Origin of the sequence: Streptococcus sp. FDAARGOS_522 (genome assembly GCF_003812445.1) — a bacterium.
In the GTDB taxonomy this organism is placed as follows: Bacteria; Bacillota; Bacilli; order Lactobacillales; family Streptococcaceae; genus Streptococcus; species Streptococcus agalactiae.
Genome location: NZ_CP033808.1, coordinates 239,097 through 258,901, shown reverse-complemented (window position 1 = coordinate 258,901; position 19,805 = coordinate 239,097). Strand labels below are relative to the sequence as shown.

At 33.2% G+C, this 19,805-nt stretch carries 13 protein-coding genes, 3 pseudogenes and 1 other annotated feature; of the genes and pseudogenes, 3 read left to right on the top strand and 13 right to left on the bottom strand.

What is annotated here, in order from left to right; translation table 11 throughout:
• Positions 1 to 123: 123 nt before the first annotated feature.
• Positions 124 to 1,281: an ISLre2 family transposase gene (locus EGX70_RS01315; RefSeq protein ID WP_161517632.1), complete on the bottom strand. Its 1,158-nt coding sequence runs from the start codon at positions 1,279 to 1,281 to the stop codon at positions 124 to 126.
• 106 nt (positions 1,282 to 1,387) lie between these two features.
• Between EGX70_RS01315 and EGX70_RS01310 the strand changes: the two are divergent.
• A pseudogene (locus EGX70_RS01310) lies at positions 1,388 to 2,410 on the top strand (IS3 family transposase); the annotation flags it as partial.
• A 191-nt stretch (positions 2,411 to 2,601) separates the two neighbouring features.
• On the opposite strand, the gene EGX70_RS01305 reads toward EGX70_RS01310, so the two are convergent.
• A complete protein-coding gene (locus EGX70_RS01305) occupies positions 2,602 to 4,416 on the bottom strand; it encodes an exonuclease domain-containing protein (protein WP_123947843.1) in 1,815 nt (604 codons plus the stop codon).
• A 415-nt stretch (positions 4,417 to 4,831) separates the two neighbouring features.
• Here EGX70_RS01305 and EGX70_RS01300 point away from each other — a divergent pair, with 415 nt between their 5' ends.
• On the top strand, positions 4,832 to 6,067 hold the full coding sequence (locus tag EGX70_RS01300) for an AbiH family protein (protein WP_000248013.1): 1,236 nt from the start codon (positions 4,832 to 4,834) through the stop codon (positions 6,065 to 6,067).
• Positions 6,068 to 6,268: 201 nt separating this feature from the next.
• Here EGX70_RS01300 and EGX70_RS01295 read toward each other — a convergent pair whose 3' ends face one another.
• From EGX70_RS01295 to rplJ, 11 genes and pseudogenes are all read right to left on the bottom strand, one after another.
• Positions 6,269 to 7,450, bottom strand: a complete 1,182-nt coding sequence (locus EGX70_RS01295) for a site-specific integrase (protein WP_001284550.1) — start codon at positions 7,448 to 7,450, stop codon at positions 6,269 to 6,271.
• Between the two features lie 17 nt (positions 7,451 to 7,467).
• Positions 7,468 to 7,701, bottom strand: coding sequence for a DUF3173 family protein (locus EGX70_RS01290; RefSeq protein ID WP_000198709.1), 234 nt, complete (start codon positions 7,699 to 7,701; stop codon positions 7,468 to 7,470).
• A 3-nt stretch (positions 7,702 to 7,704) separates the two neighbouring features.
• Positions 7,705 to 8,271, bottom strand: a complete 567-nt coding sequence (locus EGX70_RS01285; protein WP_000031192.1) for a replication protein — start codon at positions 8,269 to 8,271, stop codon at positions 7,705 to 7,707.
• Positions 8,272 to 8,405: 134 nt separating this feature from the next.
• Positions 8,406 to 9,019: pseudogene (locus EGX70_RS11115) on the bottom strand (hypothetical protein).
• Position 9,020: 1 nt separating this feature from the next.
• A pseudogene (locus EGX70_RS11250) lies at positions 9,021 to 10,097 on the bottom strand (ATP-binding cassette domain-containing protein).
• The gene (locus EGX70_RS01260) at positions 10,097 to 10,411 is read right to left on the bottom strand and encodes a hypothetical protein (protein WP_000857661.1); all 315 of its coding nucleotides are present in this window, start codon (positions 10,409 to 10,411) and stop codon (positions 10,097 to 10,099) included. The pseudogene EGX70_RS11250 and the gene EGX70_RS01260 overlap by 1 nt, the downstream one beginning before the upstream one ends.
• 234 nt (positions 10,412 to 10,645) lie before the next feature.
• Positions 10,646 to 11,851 carry a hypothetical protein gene (locus tag EGX70_RS01255; RefSeq protein ID WP_000884910.1) on the bottom strand — a complete coding sequence of 402 codons (1,206 nt, stop codon included), beginning with the start codon at positions 11,849 to 11,851 and terminating at the stop codon, positions 10,646 to 10,648.
• 51 nt (positions 11,852 to 11,902) lie between these two features.
• Positions 11,903 to 12,394, bottom strand: coding sequence for a hypothetical protein (locus tag EGX70_RS01250; RefSeq protein ID WP_001129984.1), 492 nt, complete (start codon positions 12,392 to 12,394; stop codon positions 11,903 to 11,905).
• 13 nt (positions 12,395 to 12,407) lie between these two features.
• Positions 12,408 to 16,019, bottom strand: a complete 3,612-nt coding sequence (locus tag EGX70_RS01245) for a TaqI-like C-terminal specificity domain-containing protein (RefSeq protein WP_123947841.1) — start codon at positions 16,017 to 16,019, stop codon at positions 12,408 to 12,410.
• Between the two features lie 276 nt (positions 16,020 to 16,295).
• Positions 16,296 to 16,661, bottom strand: a complete 366-nt coding sequence (gene rplL / locus EGX70_RS01240) for a 50S ribosomal protein L7/L12 (RefSeq protein WP_001196976.1) — start codon at positions 16,659 to 16,661, stop codon at positions 16,296 to 16,298.
• Positions 16,662 to 16,724: 63 nt separating this feature from the next.
• The gene (gene rplJ, locus EGX70_RS01235; protein WP_001287285.1) at positions 16,725 to 17,225 is read right to left on the bottom strand and encodes a 50S ribosomal protein L10; all 501 of its coding nucleotides are present in this window, start codon (positions 17,223 to 17,225) and stop codon (positions 16,725 to 16,727) included.
• Between the two features lie 29 nt (positions 17,226 to 17,254).
• Positions 17,255 to 17,388, bottom strand: a sequence feature (ribosomal protein L10 leader region).
• A gap of 270 nt (positions 17,389 to 17,658) precedes the next feature.
• Between rplJ and EGX70_RS01230 the strand changes: the two genes are divergently transcribed.
• Entirely contained in the window at positions 17,659 to 19,767 is a 2,109-nt protein-coding gene (locus EGX70_RS01230) for an AAA family ATPase (RefSeq protein ID WP_000002806.1), read from the top strand.
• Positions 19,768 to 19,805 lie beyond the last annotated feature (38 nt).

The following is a 19,805-nucleotide window of genomic DNA, read 5'->3' as shown; positions in this document are numbered from 1 at the left end:
TCTTAAAAAGACCAAAACAAGTATTTTTTGCTTTTCTTTAATATAATTATACTACTTTAGAAGATTTAATGCAAGTTAAAACATGCAAAAAAACGCTAAAATAAAGGTATTTTTAGACTTTTTCTATTTTGTTTTGATTCCTGTTATACTCCATTTTCTGCCATTTTTTAGAAGGGGCTTAGAAAATTTATCTAATTCATCTGTCTTTTTAAAAAGTCGCCCTGCACTAAATGAACCTTCTTTATACTCACTGTATACCTTTCTCCAAGAACCGAAAAATAATTCTCGTAAACCGTTAGCTCTTTCAAGTATAATCATATTTGCCATTGTGGAGATTCCCCACTTTGACCAATACATGCCACGTCGCTTCATTCTATACGTTATCTTTCTGTGTTGTGATTCCATGATACCAATACCACGATTTGAAAGATTTCTAAGATGAGCTGGTTTTATATATTTGAAATTATTTAATACTTTTTTCTTAAACTTCTGAAATTCTTGATCTTCAAGTTCATCACAAATCAGTGATTCAACAGTATCAAAAACTAATTCAAGCTTATCAGAATTATATTTTTTTACCGCATCTAAAGCAAAATCGGTTAATTCAATTGGATATTTTCTAAGGTATGAACTTAACTTTTCTTTAACATGATAGATATCCCAAAAATGCTCATGTTTCTTTACCTTAAGTGCTTTTCCTAATTCCTTAAAAACTCTACTAGTATAGCCTTTACCCATATCAGAGTTAGTGATTAAAATAGTATCGTCATCTACTTCATAGTTATTATAAATATAATCTAAAAGATTATATTTAGCTTTATCATAATTAAGCTGTAATATTTCGTGCTTGTCCTGCAATTCATATCTTTTAGTAGAAACTTTTTTTGAGCCTGTATGAATAACAAAATGTGTTAAATCTAAATACCTTCTTTCCTCTCTAGAATCTGTGCTTTTAATCATGACTCCATCACCCTCAACATACAGTTTTTTCACTTTTTTACGTTCGGGTGGCTCTTCCAAATAAAAACGATAGCGTTCTTTTTCTTTTAACAATTTTTCTACAAATTTTACTGCTTTTAAAACACAGTCTTTTGTTATGATTGTTTGCAAAGTGCTATCTATTACTTTGCAAACTTGACGATAAGGCATCATTGTAGCCAATTTTGCAACATGATATAAGAATTCTATTGAATATCTCTTATATTTTTCAAGACCTAACCACTCATCTACTGGTATTCTAGTTTCAAAGCCATTTGTCCAGCGACTCCTACTAAATGTTATTTCTCCAAAAGAGAAAACAACCGTACGTTCAGACTGTGAATAGGTTACACTAAACTAGACAGAAATTATAAAGTGTTCTACACTTAAGAAAAACTGGAGAAAAACCATGTCTAGAAAAGTACGTCGTCACTTCACCGATGATTTTAAGCAACAAATTGTTGACCTTTACAATGTTGGTAGAAAGCGTAGCAGTCTCATCAAGGAATATGAGCTAACCCCTTCCACCTTCGATAAGTGGGTTAGACAAGCCAAAACAACTGGTTCATTCAAGTCTGTTGATAATCTGACAGATGAACAGCGGGAGCTAATTGAATTCAGAAAACACAATAAAGAACTCGAAATGCAATTAGATATCCTAAAGCAAGCAGCGGTGATTATGGCACAAAAAGGGAAATAATCACTGCTAATAAGGATAAATACAGCATTTCAAAGATGTGTCGCTGGCTGAATATGCCACGCTCAAGTTATTACTATTCAAGCCGTGGAGTCAGTATCTGAAACGGAGTTTGAAGAAACTATTAAAAGAATTTTTCTCGATAGCGAGTCTAGATACGGATCCAGAAAAATCAAAATATGCTTGAATAACGAAGGTATCACACTTTCACGTCGTCGGATTCGACGCATTATGAAGCGACTCAATTTGGTTTCTGTTTATCAGAAAGCCACCTTCAAACCACATTCTAGAGGCAAGAATGAAGCCCCTATTCCCAACCACTTAGACAGGCAATTTAAGCAAGAAAGACCACTACAAGCCTTAGTCACTGACTTAACCTATGTTCGTGTAGGCAATCGTTGGGCTTATGTTTGCCTCATCATTGACCTATACAACCGTGAAATCATCGGCCTGTCTCTTGGTTGGCACAAGACCGCTGAACTCGTTAAGCAAGCCATACAAAGCATCCCTTACGCCCTGACCAAAGTCAAGATGTTCCATTCAGATCGTGGCAAAGAGTTTGATAATCAGTTAATTGATGAAATATTGGAAGCCTTTGGAATCACACGTTCGCTTAGTCAGGCTGGTTGTCCTTATGACAATGCCGTAGCTGAAAGTACGTATCGTGCTTTCAAAATTGAATTTGTTTATCAAGAAACCTTTCAATCGCTGGAAGAACTAGCTCTTAAGACTGAAAAGGCAACACTTTTCTGTACAACATTTATAAAGTGTTGCCTTTTCAGGTTTTTACCAATGCTATAATAATGACTAAAAATAAACACTGATATTATTATTTTGTCTTGTCTACTTTAGTAAATTATTTCATTCAATACGATTATTATGAAATCATTAATTACTTATCAAACCTTTTATATATGTGAATGAATCTACTTATATTCGTCCTCGTATCTCCAGACAAAACCACCTGCATGCTTTTGAATACCTTTTGAAGCATCACGTATACTTTTTGAATTAATTCCTGTTTTTTTTACTGCATCTGAAATAGACTCAAAATGTTCTAATATATTCATTTCATCGTCCATTTTCAAGACTGGACGTGCATTTTTTCTAGTTTTTTTTCTTTTTAAAATCTCTATTTCACTAAAAAGGATGTTTTCAGCACTTTCATTTTCTTTTATTTTCTTTTGTTCGTTTCTTGATTTGATTAACATTTTCATCGCATTATTTCTACGTGTAATTAATCTACCTAAATTGCCCTCACGCTCTATTCCTTCATCTAAGATATCAATTTCATTTTCATAGTCTTTTAATCTATGAAAAGCCATTGCATATGACTCAAAAAGTGCGGGCGAACAATAGCCATTAGATCTAGCTAAATCATATAACAAAATTGATCGTTTTAAATTTCCTTCTTTTCTATATTTTTCCCCTTCTTCCCAGAATGGAAAACCCAAATCAAATCCTTTATGCCAATTAGTCAAATTTTGTATTTCTGAAACAGGAATTCGATTATTAACAGGATTAATTTTTATATCTTTTCTGTCAATAAGATCTTTCTCAATAATATTATTTTGTGAGTTATAAACTTTATTATTTATACTAACTAAAATATTTTTTACATCAGTGTTTGAAAGTACATTTTCCATAAGAGGACTTGCCTTATATTCATCAACATAGTTTTTATTATAATTTAAATACTCAGTTGCAGATCTTTTAGTATTTATATATTCTTCAAAAATATAACTAGAAATTTCTTTCACTTCAAGTGGAGAATTAAAGTATAGTCTAACAAAATCATGACCACCTTCTGATAAAGTACAAGACTCTAGAATAAAATTTTCAGAACCTTTCAAATCTCTAGGTACGATAATATACTTACCTTTTTTAGTAAATTTAAACCTTACAATCTTGTATAAATAGTACACATCAATATAACCACTACTATTTTTATAATATCCCACTAAATCAGTATCACCTTTTCTTTCAAAAATAATATTTTGTATAACTGCACAAACCTCAAGTTCCTCTGGAGAAATTTTGTTGTTTTTAGAAGAAAAACTTTTTCTTGATTTTTGGTTTTCAATAATAAAAAATAATTTTGTTAATATATTACCACAAATGATTGCATCACTTTTAGCTCTATGAGAATTTTTATTCTGTAGATTAAAATATTCAGCAGCTGTATTTTGTTTATAATTCCTCAACCCTTTTACATTTTTTCTTGAAAGGGATAGAGTATCCAAATACTTAATTTCTCCATTATATCCAAGTCTACTTAGTGTATTACATAAAAATCCCATATCAAATTTAGCATTATGTGCACAAACCGGTGTTTTACCATTTAATGCATCACCCAAAAAATTTACTAATTCATAATATACTTGATTTTCAGATGGAGCATTCTTAATCATACGATTTGTAATGTTATTAATTCGAGTTACATCTGCTGAAATGTTAACTTTAGCATTTACTAATGATTCATATGAATCAACGACTTTACCATTTTCAAAAAGAACTGCACCTACTTCAACAATTCTATCTTGCTGTGAGTTTAAACCTGTCGTTTCTATATCAAAAGCAATAAATCTATTTTTTATAAAGTTTATATTATTGTCATTAATATCCATTTGTTGGGAATCTACAAAACCAAATGGATTAATATGAGAATTATTATTGAATTGAACAATATCACTAGTTGTCTTTTTATTAAACTTGCTAAATAATTTTCCAAAAAAACTCATTTTTTCCTCCGATAATATCTATATAAATATTTACGACAAATACTAACTATATGTAATTTTAATATATTAGTTTTCTAAATGACCAAATTTTATATTGATTTGGTATTTTTTAAGAGAGACTGATAATCTAGAAACAATTCCCAAAGAAAATATTAATAATTCGAAATAGTGTTTATTCATAATTTAGGAATTTCCTTCTGAAATCATCAAAATACCTTAATATATATAATTATAGTACTATTTTTAAAATATTGAATTTTTAAAAATAGTACTATAAGATAAAAAACTATCTAAAACAAAAATATTATTTTGTACTTGATATTAAACCTGTTAATATCTTTTTAAATAAATTTTCTATAACAAATAATCTAATAATGAATTATAATATATTTAGATTATTTAGGAGACTTAAGAAATGGTAAACCAATTAATAATTTTAGAAAATGGATTTGATAGAGCTTCGGATTTAAAGTCAGGATATATGGATTTTTTCAATTTTAGATTTAAAGATTCAGACAGTACTAGTAGTTTTTGGTATTATATTTTGAGATCATGTTATAATAAAAAATGGTCTAGCGATTTATGGAGTGATATTGAGAAATTAATTTCAGTACATCTAAAAAACATTATAACACTATATAATAACGAAACAATTTTAAGTGGCAAAGATATTGAGAGTATATATATCGAAACATTAAGCACTGATTACTCAAGAAATGATTACTCTACCAGTGAGGAGCTAACGCAAAAAGCACTCCATAATTTTTTGTGGAATCATAATGGTATACCTATTGTTCCAGAACTAGATAATTTATTATTACTAATTCAAAAAGATTTAAAAATAGTCGAAGATGAGTTTTGTTCTTATTTAACTAATCAAATAGAGATCCAGGAACAATCAAAAGATGATTATTTTAAAGATATAACTAATTTGGGAAATAATTACTTATTAAAATCTCGAATTATTTTTGAACTCTTGTATAAAAGTAATATTTCTAGTGCATTCACATGTAATTCTTTTGTTGCACTACATGATTTTCATAACGAAAATTGTTTCAATTCCTATGAAGGATTTCTTAGCTACATTTATGACTTAGAAAGTAATAATGAATTTAATGTTGAAACATCAATATTGAATTTTAATTATACATTACCTAGAATAGATAAATTACAACGTAATATTCATGGAACCCTGAATGATAAAAATATTATTTTTGGAATAGATTATGATTCTTTAATTGATATACAAAAAGATAAAAATGTTACCCTGCCTGTTGAATTTACCAAATCATACAGGATATTACAGAACGGAAATATATTTCAATATCCAATTCCCTCTGAATTAACTTTTATAAAATTTTATGGTCATGGTCTGGGTGAAGCAGACTATTCTTATTTTCAATCAATTTTTGACTCAATTAATCTTTATTCCAGTGACACTGTACTAATTTTCTATTGGAGTTGTTATAACGAGAATATTAGGGAACAAATTAAATCTCAACAAGTTCATGCAGTACATAAATTAATTGAAAAATATGGAGATACTTTTAATAATAAGAATCATGGCAGAAATTTATTCACAAAACTTCAATTAGAAAATCGTTTAATTATTCAAGAAATACTTTATAATGATATTCTAAATCCATATTAAACAAAACACCCCCACAAAATATTGTGGGGGTGTTTGTGGGGAAGATTCAATTGAATCTTTCCTTTTTTAATCGCCTTAACTTTAACGAAAAGACTTTAAAACTAGGCTTTCACCTTTAAACAACCAATAGATGATTATTTAAGAGTAACAGTTACACAATGCTTATAAACATTGATATAATCGGGTTTTTCTTGCTCTTATTTAGTTTAGTGGGGTTTTGGTGGGGTTTGATGATACTCCAAACTTATGTAATGCTTGGGATATCTCTCTTCCACCACTAGCTTTTTTGCTATCATACAAATGAGAATAGGTATTCAAGGTAGTTGCCTTATCAACTCGTCCAGAACGTTTAGAAACATACAGAACATCTTTTCCTAGTACGTTTATCAAAAAACTGTCGTGAGAATGTCGCAACCCTTTTCCAGTGATTACTTCTACTCCTGCTTTTTTAGCTTGGCGTTTTAGAATTCTACTTAATGTGCATTTATTGAGTGGTTTTCCGAATCTAGCCAATACATAACTGTCATCACCATTTTCCACTTGAATTGAACGCCATCTTAGAAGAACATTTAGAGTTTCATCATCTAACTCAATCCACCTTATACCAGCTGAAGTCTTAGTTGGATTTTTGCGAGTAAAGACTCCGTTTCCTTCATACTCAAGTGTACTTTGAACATGTAAGAGCTTTTTGTCGAAATCAATATCAGACCAAATTAAACTTAAACCCTCTGATACACGAAGACCCGTAAAGAAATAGAGCCATATGGCAGTAAATCTATGCCTTTCTTCATAATCCCGTAGGTCAAAGGTAGCGACTACTTTTTTTAAGTCTTCTAGAGTCCAAAACTTTGTATCTGGTCTTTTCCCTTTCGGATTATCAAGAGATTTGCAAGGGAATTCATCAATATATCCCAGCCTCTCTGCGTACCCAATACAATGCTTAAATCGAATCCATACACCTTTAGCATAATTTGGTGAATACTTTTCAATCAGATATATCCTGAATTTTTCGCACTCTCGAACATCAATTTCAGAAAGTCTTTTACTACCAAAGATTTCAACAAACATTTTGTGATGAGTTAGAGCAGTCCGATAAGTGACCGCTTGAACCGTTTGTTTGTAATAAGGTAGATACACTTCTTCCATGTATTGAGAAAAACTTAGATAATAACCATCATTGTTATCTTTCGTTTGGAATTCAACTCTCACTCTACAAAGTTCATCATATGCTTGCTTTTCGGAACGAAAAGGATTTCCAAATTGGTCTTTATAACTCTTTTTGCGTTGGCGTTTACCAGTTATATTATTAGCCTTGAACTCCGTTTGATAATATATTCTTCCTTGTTTATCACGTGATACACCACGATATTTTTTATTTGCCATTTTCAAGTTTCCTTTCTTTACTTAAAAGGTAACTCGAAGCCTAGCAAATCTTCTACAATATAGGTAGGTGCAAGGTCTAGTCTAGAATTTTCAAAGGGCGATTTCCTCAATTTTACCAAATTATTTGTAGAATTACTAGTTTCTTCAAACTTTGCTACTGCTATCGCTTTTGATTGTTTAATAATATTTCTTGCAGTATGTTCTGGAAAGCCAAGCTCCATTAATCTTTTATGATTTATTGTTCTTGTCAATCGTTACTTCCTCCTTGAATATCTTCTCGAATCCAGATATTTTGCAAAGAAATAGGTTTTATTCATTATCAAGGCAAGCAGTTGAGGATTTTCACTTCTCGCATATCTAACCAGATTATTAAACTCTGTGAAATTTTGTTCTTCGATAATGTCAATTACCAGAGATAAAAATTTATCATTGTTATTGCTGGTGAGAAATTTATCTAACTCAAATCCACAACCTGATTCAATGTCATTGATATCATAGAGTGTTTTATCTGGATTCTCCGCATGAATAAAGTAGTCATACATTCCTTTAGGTGACATGATAACTTCAACATGACTTGGTGTGTTTAGGTGCTTCGTCAATAATTCAGAGACTTGTGAATAGCTTTTGAGAGATTCAAAGAAGAGAGCCCCATGTTTGTGAGCTTTTTTGAATTCCCCTGTTTCCTTGTTTACGTCTTTATCATGCCACGGACTTAAAACAAAGGGGATATGTAACTCTTCAAGCACCTCTAAATAGTTCTTAGGCACACTTTCCTGATAGAGCAGAAAAGCCCATTTATTCGAGCGTTTGTCTTTTGACATATACTTCCTTTCGTGATTATTGATTATTGGTGTAATGGGGGGGCGTAGTAACCCCATTACACATGTTAAAAACAGTTATAAGAAAGAGTGGTGCTTTTGGCTTTCACTTCGTGAGCCAAGCACCACTCTTTCCCTTACCGTTTAGTACCTGTAAACCAGAGCTTACTTTTCTCCCGATTTGGGGTAGAGAAATAATACTTAGGATTTCGGCTCGAAATTTCTTCCTTGATATGTTCTTCCATTTCTCGCAAGAGTTTTTGTGCCTGTTGCGTTTTAGGGACTTTTAGAAAGACAGAAACAGAATCCTTTCGGGCATCCACCGTGCACTTAGAAACAACCCGATTGAAACTTCTTAGGATAGGATTAAAGCGAGTGACCGTTTGATTTTCTATTGTCATAACAGGTTCAGAATGTTCTTCCTGTCTAAGAATTGTCTCAATCATAAGGTTTGATAAACAGACTTAAAATAGTTCCATATTGAGTCCTTCATAATTCGCTGACAGAGTTCAGTCAAGGTTAGAATAATGGCAATCAGAATAAACAAATATGCTATTGACTGAGTATACTGGTCTACCACTTGTAACTTAGTTTGAATATCTGCAAAGACTGATTGAGAGCTCAAGAAAGAACTTGTCTTGATTTGATTGCCTAGTACATGGAATCCATAACTGATTAAGAAGGCAATGAAACCAAAGAAAAGCAAATTCAGATTCAGGTTAAACGTTTTTTGGAAGAAACTTCTTTTCATTTTATAAAATACCTTTCTTAGTATAGTAGGTTGGACAAAGGAGTGGCAATACTTGATAAGGATGTTCGTTATCAAGTATTTGAATTAAGCCAGTTCCTTTTCCTATTGGAATGACAATACCTTCAGGGTCTAAGTCAGGAAAGAGGAACTGAGTCGTTTTTTTATTGATGTTGCCAATTTGAATCAAGACATTTAACTGTTCACGTACGGAAATCGGAATCGTGTTATGGTCAAATCGTTGTGATACCAGTAGTAAGTGAATTTTAGTAGCTCTACCAAGTAAAGCTATTTGAGAAAGTAGTGAGAAAAAGGATTCTTTGATAACTTTGTTCACTCCTTCTGAAAGTGCCAAAACTTCATCGATGACAATGGTTAGATGGTCAAATTCGTGGTCAGGATTTTCATAGAGAATTTCTTGGCGTTGTTGGATAAGCTCTAAGCACGAACTTAGATTCTCATTGATTTCCGATACAAAATCAGACTTAGAGCGATTCTTTTGAGGGTGAATCACTGCAATACCATTTTCTCTTGCCCATCTGCTTGGAGTATCATATTTAGGGTCAACGATAATCAGTTAAGAAATCCCTTTTAAGAGACTCAGAAAGTAGGTCAGAGCATAAGATTTACCTGATCCTGAATTTCCTGCAATGGCAATATGATTGACCTTGTTAAAATCAAGAGATAGATTTTTCATGATAGGAATCAGAGTTTCCTTTTGAGAGCTTGCGAAATCTTCCAAGTCAGAAATGATTAAGCGTTCAGATACGCCTTCTTTCCATGGGAAAAATAGCCCACGTTGAACATGAATATCTTCTGTATCAAGTGCCATGAAATAGGCAGAATTTTGTTTCAATAGTGTGTAACGAGGGAAGAGTGAAGCATTGGCGATTAGGAATATTTTTTGATAGAGTTCATCATCAATAATATATCCCGCTGGTAAGCGGGGAAGAAAGAGAAATCCTTCTTCCATAATTTTGCAGTCAAAACTATTGGTATAACTTGTTTCCCCTTGCATAAGAGCTCCAAGTCCCATATTGAGACTTTGAAGCAGATACTGTGACAATTCCTTCTTGGTCATTATTTGACCTCCTTGAGATTGTCTGCCTTGAAATAAACATTGAACCCAACCTCACAAGCTTGAAGATTCTCAAATTGCACCATTACCATATATGCTGGTAGTGTCACTTCATTTTCAAACTTCACCATAAAAGGCGGAAGCCCTTTTTGAGAGAACCAAGCCTTATAAGCGATAATCTCCCCAGTAGGCTGACCCTCTTCAAACCTAATTTGCGGTTCAAGTTCTACACTCAAGCAATGAATTGCCTGTTTAGAGTCGATGTACTCATTTGCAGTATTCGCTAAATAACCACCTTTACGATTTCTTGTCTTCATGTTTTATCCTCCATTAAAAACCCGTTCAGGAATCAGCAACTTCCTGAAAAGTGACTCAACAGATTTGCAACTCTCTTGAGCGTTGACTACCAAAGATTTGCTGTGCTTTGATGTCTTTAGTATATCGGAGAATACATTCTTCTAAATTCTTACTTTAGTTCTCAGTTTCTACTTCTTTTATGGACAAAATGAAAACGGACAAGTACTCCTGTAACTGTCCGTTTAATAATTTGGTTATAAAAATGAATCTAGTTCATCTGGTTTGATTAAGTTGATATATATGTTTTGATACATGACTAAATCATCTATTTGTTTTAAGTAAACTTCATTAACTCTTGTTTGAAATAATTTTGATACCTGACTATTGACTGTTAATAGTCCTGGAATTTCTCTTATACTAGCATGTAAAATATGACCATTATCAAATTGTTTTGGGGACTTTATAATAGAATCTAACAACTCTTTTACATTTATTTTAGTGGTTTGGTCAACTAATGGACGCCTTTCTTCAGTAACAAAATCAAATTCTTCAAAAAAATTTTCATCAGCAAATTTCTTTGCATCATCAGATGTTTCTAAGCTGTTATATCTTAATATCCATCTTAAATATTCTCTTAAAACTTTATTCTCTACTTCTTCAGATTCTATCTTTGAAATATCTATGGTATAGTTCGTTATTGGTAAGTAGTATTCCTCTAATGGAACATCTTCTAAATATGATAGTGGTAAATCTAAAACCAAAAAATTTTCAATCAAATTCCTAACCATAAATCCCATCTTAAAAATACTGTCAGACTCCAATTTTTTTAACGCCTCAGGGATTATGATTTTTACAAAATGCTTATGATACCAATTATTAAAGACATTGTTGATTTGATTAAAATTAAATACCTTGTCTTTTTCAAACATTTCTCCAACTACATGTTGATTAAATGAACTAACCACTCTACTTTTTATCAAACGCCAAACGATTTCATACATTGTCGTATAATCTATATCTTTATCTGATTCATCATCATCCTTCCTTCTAATATTATACCATCGCCCAAAATCCCCAAAAATATAGAATAGTTCTAAAAATGGCTCAATAATGCTTGAATCAATATTGTTTTGAATTTTGTTCCTATCAATCTTCAAGCCAATACGATTATCATCTGGTACTATTTGATAAAAAATTTGAGAAAATACATGGTAAAGAGTCAGTTCTAATAATAGAGCATCTCCAAAGATAAGATCTGATTTATCCATTCCAAAATAGCTAGAGTAATCCTCCAGTAAAGTATCGGTTACAAAATTTCCGCTTTTAGGATTTTTACCTTTTTCAATGTTGTAGATTGCAGTTCTTTGGCCATTTGAAATGATATCTGGTGGAATGCTTCCCCTCAAGTCCTTGAATTTTGCAGAAATCATTCCCCTCAAAATTTTCTCTAAGTCCAACATCATCTACACCTCAAACTCTCCATTTTCTATTTCCATCAAATAAAAAACTTTTCACTTAAATGTATTTGAAATGACACTAACTAATCTATCAATTCCATTCTCCACTCCCCAGCTTACACTAGCACTAAGAGCCATTGCAAGTATAGGGTGTTTTTCAAAAAAAGTTTGATGGTTATCAACTTTTCCGACTTCTTGTACCTCATTTAAAATTGTCACTAATTCTGTCTGTTCTTCTTCATCTAATGTTCTAGAGTACTCTCTGATATTCTCAAATACTCTCTCAATTTCTATCTCAGTATAGGTAATATTTAACGCATTATTTTGTCCACCAATCTGTGAGTTTATCAAATCTCCATTAACAGAAACATGAGTACTATTATCTTGATGATATTCGTTAAAGTTTAGTGCTGTTTTAGAGGAATCTAGTTGTGTTGGAAGGATAACAGGTTTTATCTTCTTATTAGCTCTCTTCACCATTTTATTCGTTTCTCTGACTAAATTTCTCTCAATATCTCTGAATTGACTTTGCAAACTTTTTGCCATTTACACCTACTTTCTATACTTCAAAATCTCTAACTGTTTGTTTTTCTTCTTCAGCCAAGTCAAACAAGTCCATGACAAGTTCATCAATTTCCAGATTAAGCTGATTGACTTTTTCAGTGTCAGGAGAATCTTTTTTCATCTCCTCCATCAGTTGCTCAACAACTTGTGCTATGTCTTCTTGCTGGGAATCAGTAGCATCTGGAATTGGAAAATCTCCTAGTTCATTAACTTTGAACTGTGGGAATAGGCGACGTTGGAATTTATCAAACTTCATGAAAAACCAAAGAGAGATTAAGCGAGAGTTCAAAATACCCAAAAGATAAAAAGGATTAACCTGAATATCTGTGATGACCATGGAGTTTAAGTCGTTAATAACATCACTATCAGTATAAACAGCTTCAACAGCATAAGTTGATTTACTTGGAATCTGACGAACTAAAATTCGTGGTTTTTCAAAAATTTCTTTATCTCTTGGTGCAGCTAAATTTTCACCATACTTGACATATTCACCATTCCAAGTCAGTTTATAGCGTGATACATTCTCGCCATCAAGATAGGGACGGTATGAATCATCTGACCTTTCTCTTGCATGATAAATTCGATTATTCTTATCTTGAGCGGTCATTTTAGGATTCCCTTTTCCAGTTTCATAGGCTTTGATTCCAGATTTTACAGTCGAAATTTCTGGTCGTCCTAGTATTGGAAAATGGTTTACTTTCCAGAAGATATCAATCGCCTGACGATACTTGACCATCGAGATTGAAAAGGTAGGGATTTCACCAAAGAAATCTGGCGCAACTCGTCCAACAGTGTTGAACTCGCCGTGATACAATTCTGCTACTTCAATCCAGTTTGGCGCATTCTTCTTGAAGAAAATGATACAGTTATCCACGCTAGCATCCGCAAAAATCTTATCCAGAGAATTAATCAGAACAACATCACTCGTCTGCTCCGTGATAAACTGACGAACTCTTGAATTGGTCTGAATGGTCAGAAAATTATTTGGAATGATATAAGAGAATGTCCCACCTTTACGTAAGAGTTGATAAGCCAATTCCATGAATATAGTATAGGTATTGGCTTGGTATTCACTTACTTGATAAGTCCTTGAATAGTAGGATTTCATCTCATCTGTAAAGGACTGATTACGAGCAAAGATATAAGGCGGATTCCCAATTACAAGGTCAAAGCCGATAAATTCGCCAGCTTCTCCCAAGATCTCAGGAAATTCCATTCGCCATTCCATACCTTTAGCGAATAATGGATTTTTCAGTCTGTATTCCAATTCCTTTTCAGCTTTTGCTAGTTGCTTATTTAATTCCGCTACTTCTTTAGAATTTTTATTTTCATCCTCAAATAAGCTAATGGCACCAGCCTTATTTCGTTCAGATATGAGCCGAGATAATTTCTTTAATTCAGGGCTTGAAGCTGTGTCATCAAAGGAATGTTTGAGCCTTTCGATTTTCTCCCAGATTTCTGCTTTAACTCGTTTATTATTCGTCTCCTTATAGTCTTTAACTAGAGATAGATAGTCCTTGAAATCTGTTTTTCTCATATCAAATTCATAGTCAAATTCAAACTTATGTAAGAGACTATCGCCTACTTTAATACTGATATCAATATTTGGCAAAGTCGTCAAAACAGGTTGGTTGGTATCAGTATCCTGGTAGTAATAAGAAGATTTTAAGAGTTCAATCCAAAGACGCAAACGGCAAATATTGACCGAGCTTGGGTTAATATCCACTGCAAAGAGCGAATTTTCCAGAATATGCCTTTTCTGGTTGAAAATTGCCTTTTGAATTTGTTCTGACTGCTGATTACCTGTCTGATACAAAAAATTATTTCCAGACATATCTTGAATGACTAGCTCATCATTGATAACATAACATTGAATCAGGTTTCCAATATAGTTGCCATCAGCGTCAAACAAAATATTTAAATCACTTTTAAGAGCAATAATTTCATTCAGGATTGAAACAAGGAAGTGACCGGATCCAACCGCTGGGTCACAAACCTTAAGATCATCAATTGCTTGGCTGACTTTACGAGCATTTTCAACACTATGTCCAATCGCAAACTTAATCTCTTCAACAGTTTCACAATTCCAACCAAGCAATTCATTAACTTTGTCCACTGCTGCTGTACGAATCGCTTTACGTGACATATACATTGTAATGTTACCTGGCGTATAAAAAGAGCCATCACGGTAGCCGTTGATTTTCTCAAAAATTAATCCCAGAACTGACGCATTGATAAGGTCATTCTTAGATTTTTCATGGTGGCTGATGGAGGTCGAGAAGTCATAAGAATCCAAAAACTCAAAGAGATATTCAATAAAATTGATGTTCCCTTTTTTACGTTTTTTATCTACGCCTTTAAGGGCTGTTTTGGAGAAAATTTCAATATCTCCCTCTGGTAATCTATCAATACCAATCCCATCTCTAGAAATTTCTATTTCTGTTTCTTCAAACAGTGATGAGTTCAGATAAGGGACATAACCGAACTTTTCTTGCACTCGATCATTTCTTTCCGATACTTTCTTAGCAAGTACAGCAAAGAATAGACCGTAAATTTCTTCAAAATTAGGGAGTTTTTCATACGTCAAGAACCTATAAGATTCATCTTTGTTAAAGAGTACAAGCTGAGATTCTAACAGTTTCAAAAATAGAATTCTATTTGTCCAGACAACTGTTAGTTGAATAGCAATATCTTCCTGCTTTTCTTTTGAAACATCTTTCATCTCCAATTTATTAATGATATTCTCAACAAAAGAATATCGCTGACGTTTGATGGGTTTTAAGCGTGAAATAATTTTTGAAGTCCCTGACTTCGTTTCTTCCAGCCCCATCAAATAAAGCAATTCATCATAGAAATTCTTATTGAGTTTGTTTGAATCAGTAAAAATCTCTTTATTGAGGAGATTCTCTGCTGTGAAGAATCGATAAAGCTGAGTCAGATTATTTTTCTTGATTTCAATAGACTTACTGGTCTTAACTAGAGCTTGACTAAGATCAAAGTGAGCAATAACGATTCCCTTTTCAAATGCTTTGTCAATTTCTGGTGCAATAACCTCACTATAAAGGAAATCTGTTTTATTGCTAGAAAGTTGATTATTTCTGAACTTTGTCACGAGGTCAACTAGCTTTTTATTTTGGAAAAAATGCTTTTCAAATTCTTTAGCCTCTATTACAAACCAAGATAGACCGTTTGTGATAATACACTTTTTGATTTCTAAATTTTTATTAAATAGGCGTTCTTGTAGGTAATAATAGACAATTTCTTGAAATGCTTTAGAATTAATTTTTTCCGTTGACATCATTTCAGATTTATTGAAAAGACTCTTGCATTCAAAAAGAATACCTAGTGACGAATTGGCATCTTTACCATTATAGATAGCAAGGTCAATCCTACTAGAAGTATTTATAAAATTGTAAGGTAATACACTTTCTAAAAATACCTTGAGAAGATTTTTCTGGTATTCCTCTGACTCATCCTCTTTGTCTTTTAAATGAGTCAAATAACTAACCAATTTTTGATTAAATACCTCTTTTTCTTCATCAAGTGGCATAATTGCTTGAACAGAGCGATTCATACTCTCTTTTAATGTAATTCCCTTTATTGCCATGAAATAGACTCCTAAACAGATTTATTTAAGAACTGATAGTATTAGTCTATTGTGTAAGCAATAGACTAAGGGTACCCTTAGTCTATTGTGTAAGCAATAGACTAAGGGTACCCTTAGCGATATATATACATATTATATCATAAATAAAACCCCACCAAGATTTAATCTTGGTGGGGTTTTGGTGGGGAATGATAACATTCTCCCGATTTTTTATCGCTCTAAGCAATTCTAAAACCTTGATTTACTAGGCTTCCGCAATCAAATTGCGATACTCTATTATTTAAGAGTAACTGAAGCACCTGCAGCTTCAAGTTTTTCTTTGATTTCGTTAGCTTCTGCTTCTGAAGCACCTTCTTTAATAACTGATGGTGCGTTGTCAACAATAGCTTTAGCTTCTTTAAGACCTTCGCCTGTGATTTCACGAACAACTTTGATAACGCCAACTTTTTTGTCTCCAGCAGCTGTTAATTCAACGTCAAATGAGTCTTTAGCAGCAGCAGCTTCACCACTAGCAGCGGCAGCAGCTACAGGAGCAGCAGCAGTTACACCAAATTCTTCTTCGATAGCTTTTACAAGATCGTTAAGTTCAAGAATTGTAGCTTCTTTAATTTCAGCAATAATATTTTCAATGTTTAATGCCATTGTTATTTCCTCCAAAAATATGTTTTAATATAAAATTATGTAGCTAGGCTACTTGAAGAGTGCTTATGCCACTTCTTCGTCTTTTTCTGCAACTGCTTTGACAGCATATGCAACGTTGCGTACTGGCGCTTGAAGTACTGAAAGGAGCATTGAAAGCATACCTTCTTTGTTTGGTAATTTAGCAAGAGCGTTAATTTCTTCAACTGAAGTGAATTTACCGTCTACTGAACCACCTTTGATTTCAAGAGCTTCTGCATCTTTAGCGAAATCGCTAATAACTTTAGCTGGTGCAATAACATCTTCGTTAGAAAACGCAACTGCTGATGGACCAACAAAAAGTTCTTTAAGGTCTTCAAGACCTGCTTTTTCAGCTGCACGAATTAAAATTGAGTTTTTGATAACTTTAAACTCAACATCGCTTTCACGAAGTGAACGACGTAAATTAGTATCTTGCTCAACAGTAAGACCACGTGAATCAACAACAACGATACTTGCTGCTGCTTTCATTTTCTCAGCAATAAGTTCAACTTGTTCAGCTTTTTTTGCAATAATTGCTTCACTCATTAGTTTTACCTCCGTTTTTATTTTTTGGGATAGGCACAAAAAAATCGCACCTAAACCTAGACACGAAAGTACAATACGTTATTTTATAATGACGTTTTGTGCCTCGGTAGGAATATTATGAGCACTGCTCCCCTACTGTCTTAGGTCAGTTTCATCAGAAACTTTAAATAGTATAACTTATAATTCTAGCATTGTCAATAATTTTTATTATTTTTCTGAAATAATTTTATAGTACCAAAAAATACTAAAATAGTTATCTTTTATATCAAAAAATTAATATTTTAGTATTTATTTATTGACCTTCGCTGACCAAAGGTGTATTATAGTACCAGAAAGATAATTAAATATTTAAATTAGACCTCTCTATATGTATTAAAGTATAGGAATCAATAATTAACTTTCAAAAATTAAAATCAATTGAGGTATTTAATATATGGCAAATAATAATTTTTATAATCGTGACCCTTTTGGAAATATGGATGATATTTTTAATTCTCTAATGGGAAATATGGGGGGCTATAATAGTGAGAATAAACGATACTTAATCAATGGACGGGAAGTTACTCCTGAAGAATTCAGTCAATATCGTCAAACTGGAAAACTCCCCGGTCAAGAGCTAAATAACCAAAATACTCCTACAAACCAAGTCTCTGCAGATAGTGTTTTGACTAAATTAGGAACTAATTTAACCGATCAAGCACGTCAGCATTTGCTAGATCCAGTTATTGGACGAAACAAAGAAATTCAGGAAACTGCAGAAATTCTAGCTCGTCGTACTAAAAATAATCCTGTTCTAGTTGGTGATGCAGGTGTTGGTAAAACAGCTGTTATTGAAGGTTTGGCACAAGCAATTATAAATGGTGATGTCCCTGCTGCTATCAAAAATAAAGAAATCATTTCGATAGATATCTCTAGCCTTGAAGCTGGCACCCAATATAGGGGTAGTTTTGAAGAAAATATTCAAAATATCATAAAAGAAGTTAAGGAAACAGGAAATATTATTCTCTTCTTTGATGAAATACACCAAATATTAGGAGCCGGTTCAACTGGTGGTGATAGTGGCTCTAAGGGGCTCGCAGATATACTTAAGCCTGCACTTTCACGTGGTGAATTAACGGTTATAGGTGCAACTACTCAAGATGAATATCGTAACACCATTCTCAAGAATGCTGCCTTAGCACGCCGCTTTAACGAAGTTAAAGTCAATGCACCTTCTGCACAAGATACTTTCAATATCCTTATGGGGATAAGAAACCTCTATGAGCAACATCATAATGTTGTTTTACCTGACTCTGTTTTGAAAGCAGCTGTAGATTTATCTATTCAATACATACCACAAAGAAGTCTCCCTGATAAAGCAATTGACCTTATTGATATGACTGCTGCACACCTAGCTGCGCAACATCCCGTAACTGACCTTAAATCCTTAGAAAAAGAAATCGCTGCGCAAAGAGACAAGCAAGAAAAAGCTGTCAATACTGAAGATTTTGAAGAAGCTCTTAAGGTCAAGACACGCATTGAAGAGTTACAAAACCAGATTGATAATCATACCGAAGGACAAAAAGTCACTGCAACTATCAATGATATCGCTATGTCAATTGAGCGTCTAACTGGAGTTCCTGTATCAAATATGGGTGCTAGTGATATTGAACGCTTAAAAGAACTTGGCAATCGTCTAAAAGGTAAAGTCATTGGTCAAAATGATGCTGTTGAGGCAGTTGCAAGAGCTATTCGCCGAAATCGTGCTGGTTTCGATGATGGTAATCGTCCGATTGGTAGCTTTCTATTTGTTGGACCAACTGGAGTTGGTAAAACTGAGCTAGCAAAGCAATTAGCTTTTGATATGTTCGGATCAAAGGATGCTATCGTTAGACTTGATATGTCTGAATATAATGATCGTACAGCAGTTTCTAAGCTAATTGGAGCGACTGCTGGTTACGTTGGTTATGACGACAATAGTAATACACTAACAGAACGTATCCGTCGAAATCCTTATTCTATTGTTCTTCTTGATGAAATCGAAAAAGCTGACCCGCAAGTTATCACGCTTCTCCTTCAAGTTCTAGATGATGGCCGTTTAACTGATGGTCAAGGAAACACTATTAACTTTAAAAATACTGTTATCATTGCAACCTCAAATGCAGGTTTTGGAAACGAAGCATTTACAGGTGACAGCGATAAAGACTTGAAAATTATGGAACGAATTTCTCCATATTTCCGTCCAGAATTTCTAAATCGTTTCAATGGTGTTATTGAATTCTCTCACCTAAGCAAAGATGACTTAAGCGAAATTGTAGATTTGATGCTTGATGAAGTTAACCAAACAATTGGCAAAAAAGGAATTGACCTTGTGGTAGATGAAAATGTTAAATCACACTTAATTGAACTGGGTTATGACGAAGCAATGGGAGTACGTCCATTGCGCCGTGTCATCGAGCAAGAAATTCGAGATCGCATCACAGACTACTATCTCGATCATACAGACGTTAAACACCTAAAAGCTAATTTGCAAGATGGCCAAATCGTCATTTCTGAAAGATAAAAACAAAACCCGTTTGGAAGAATCCAAGCGGGTTTTCT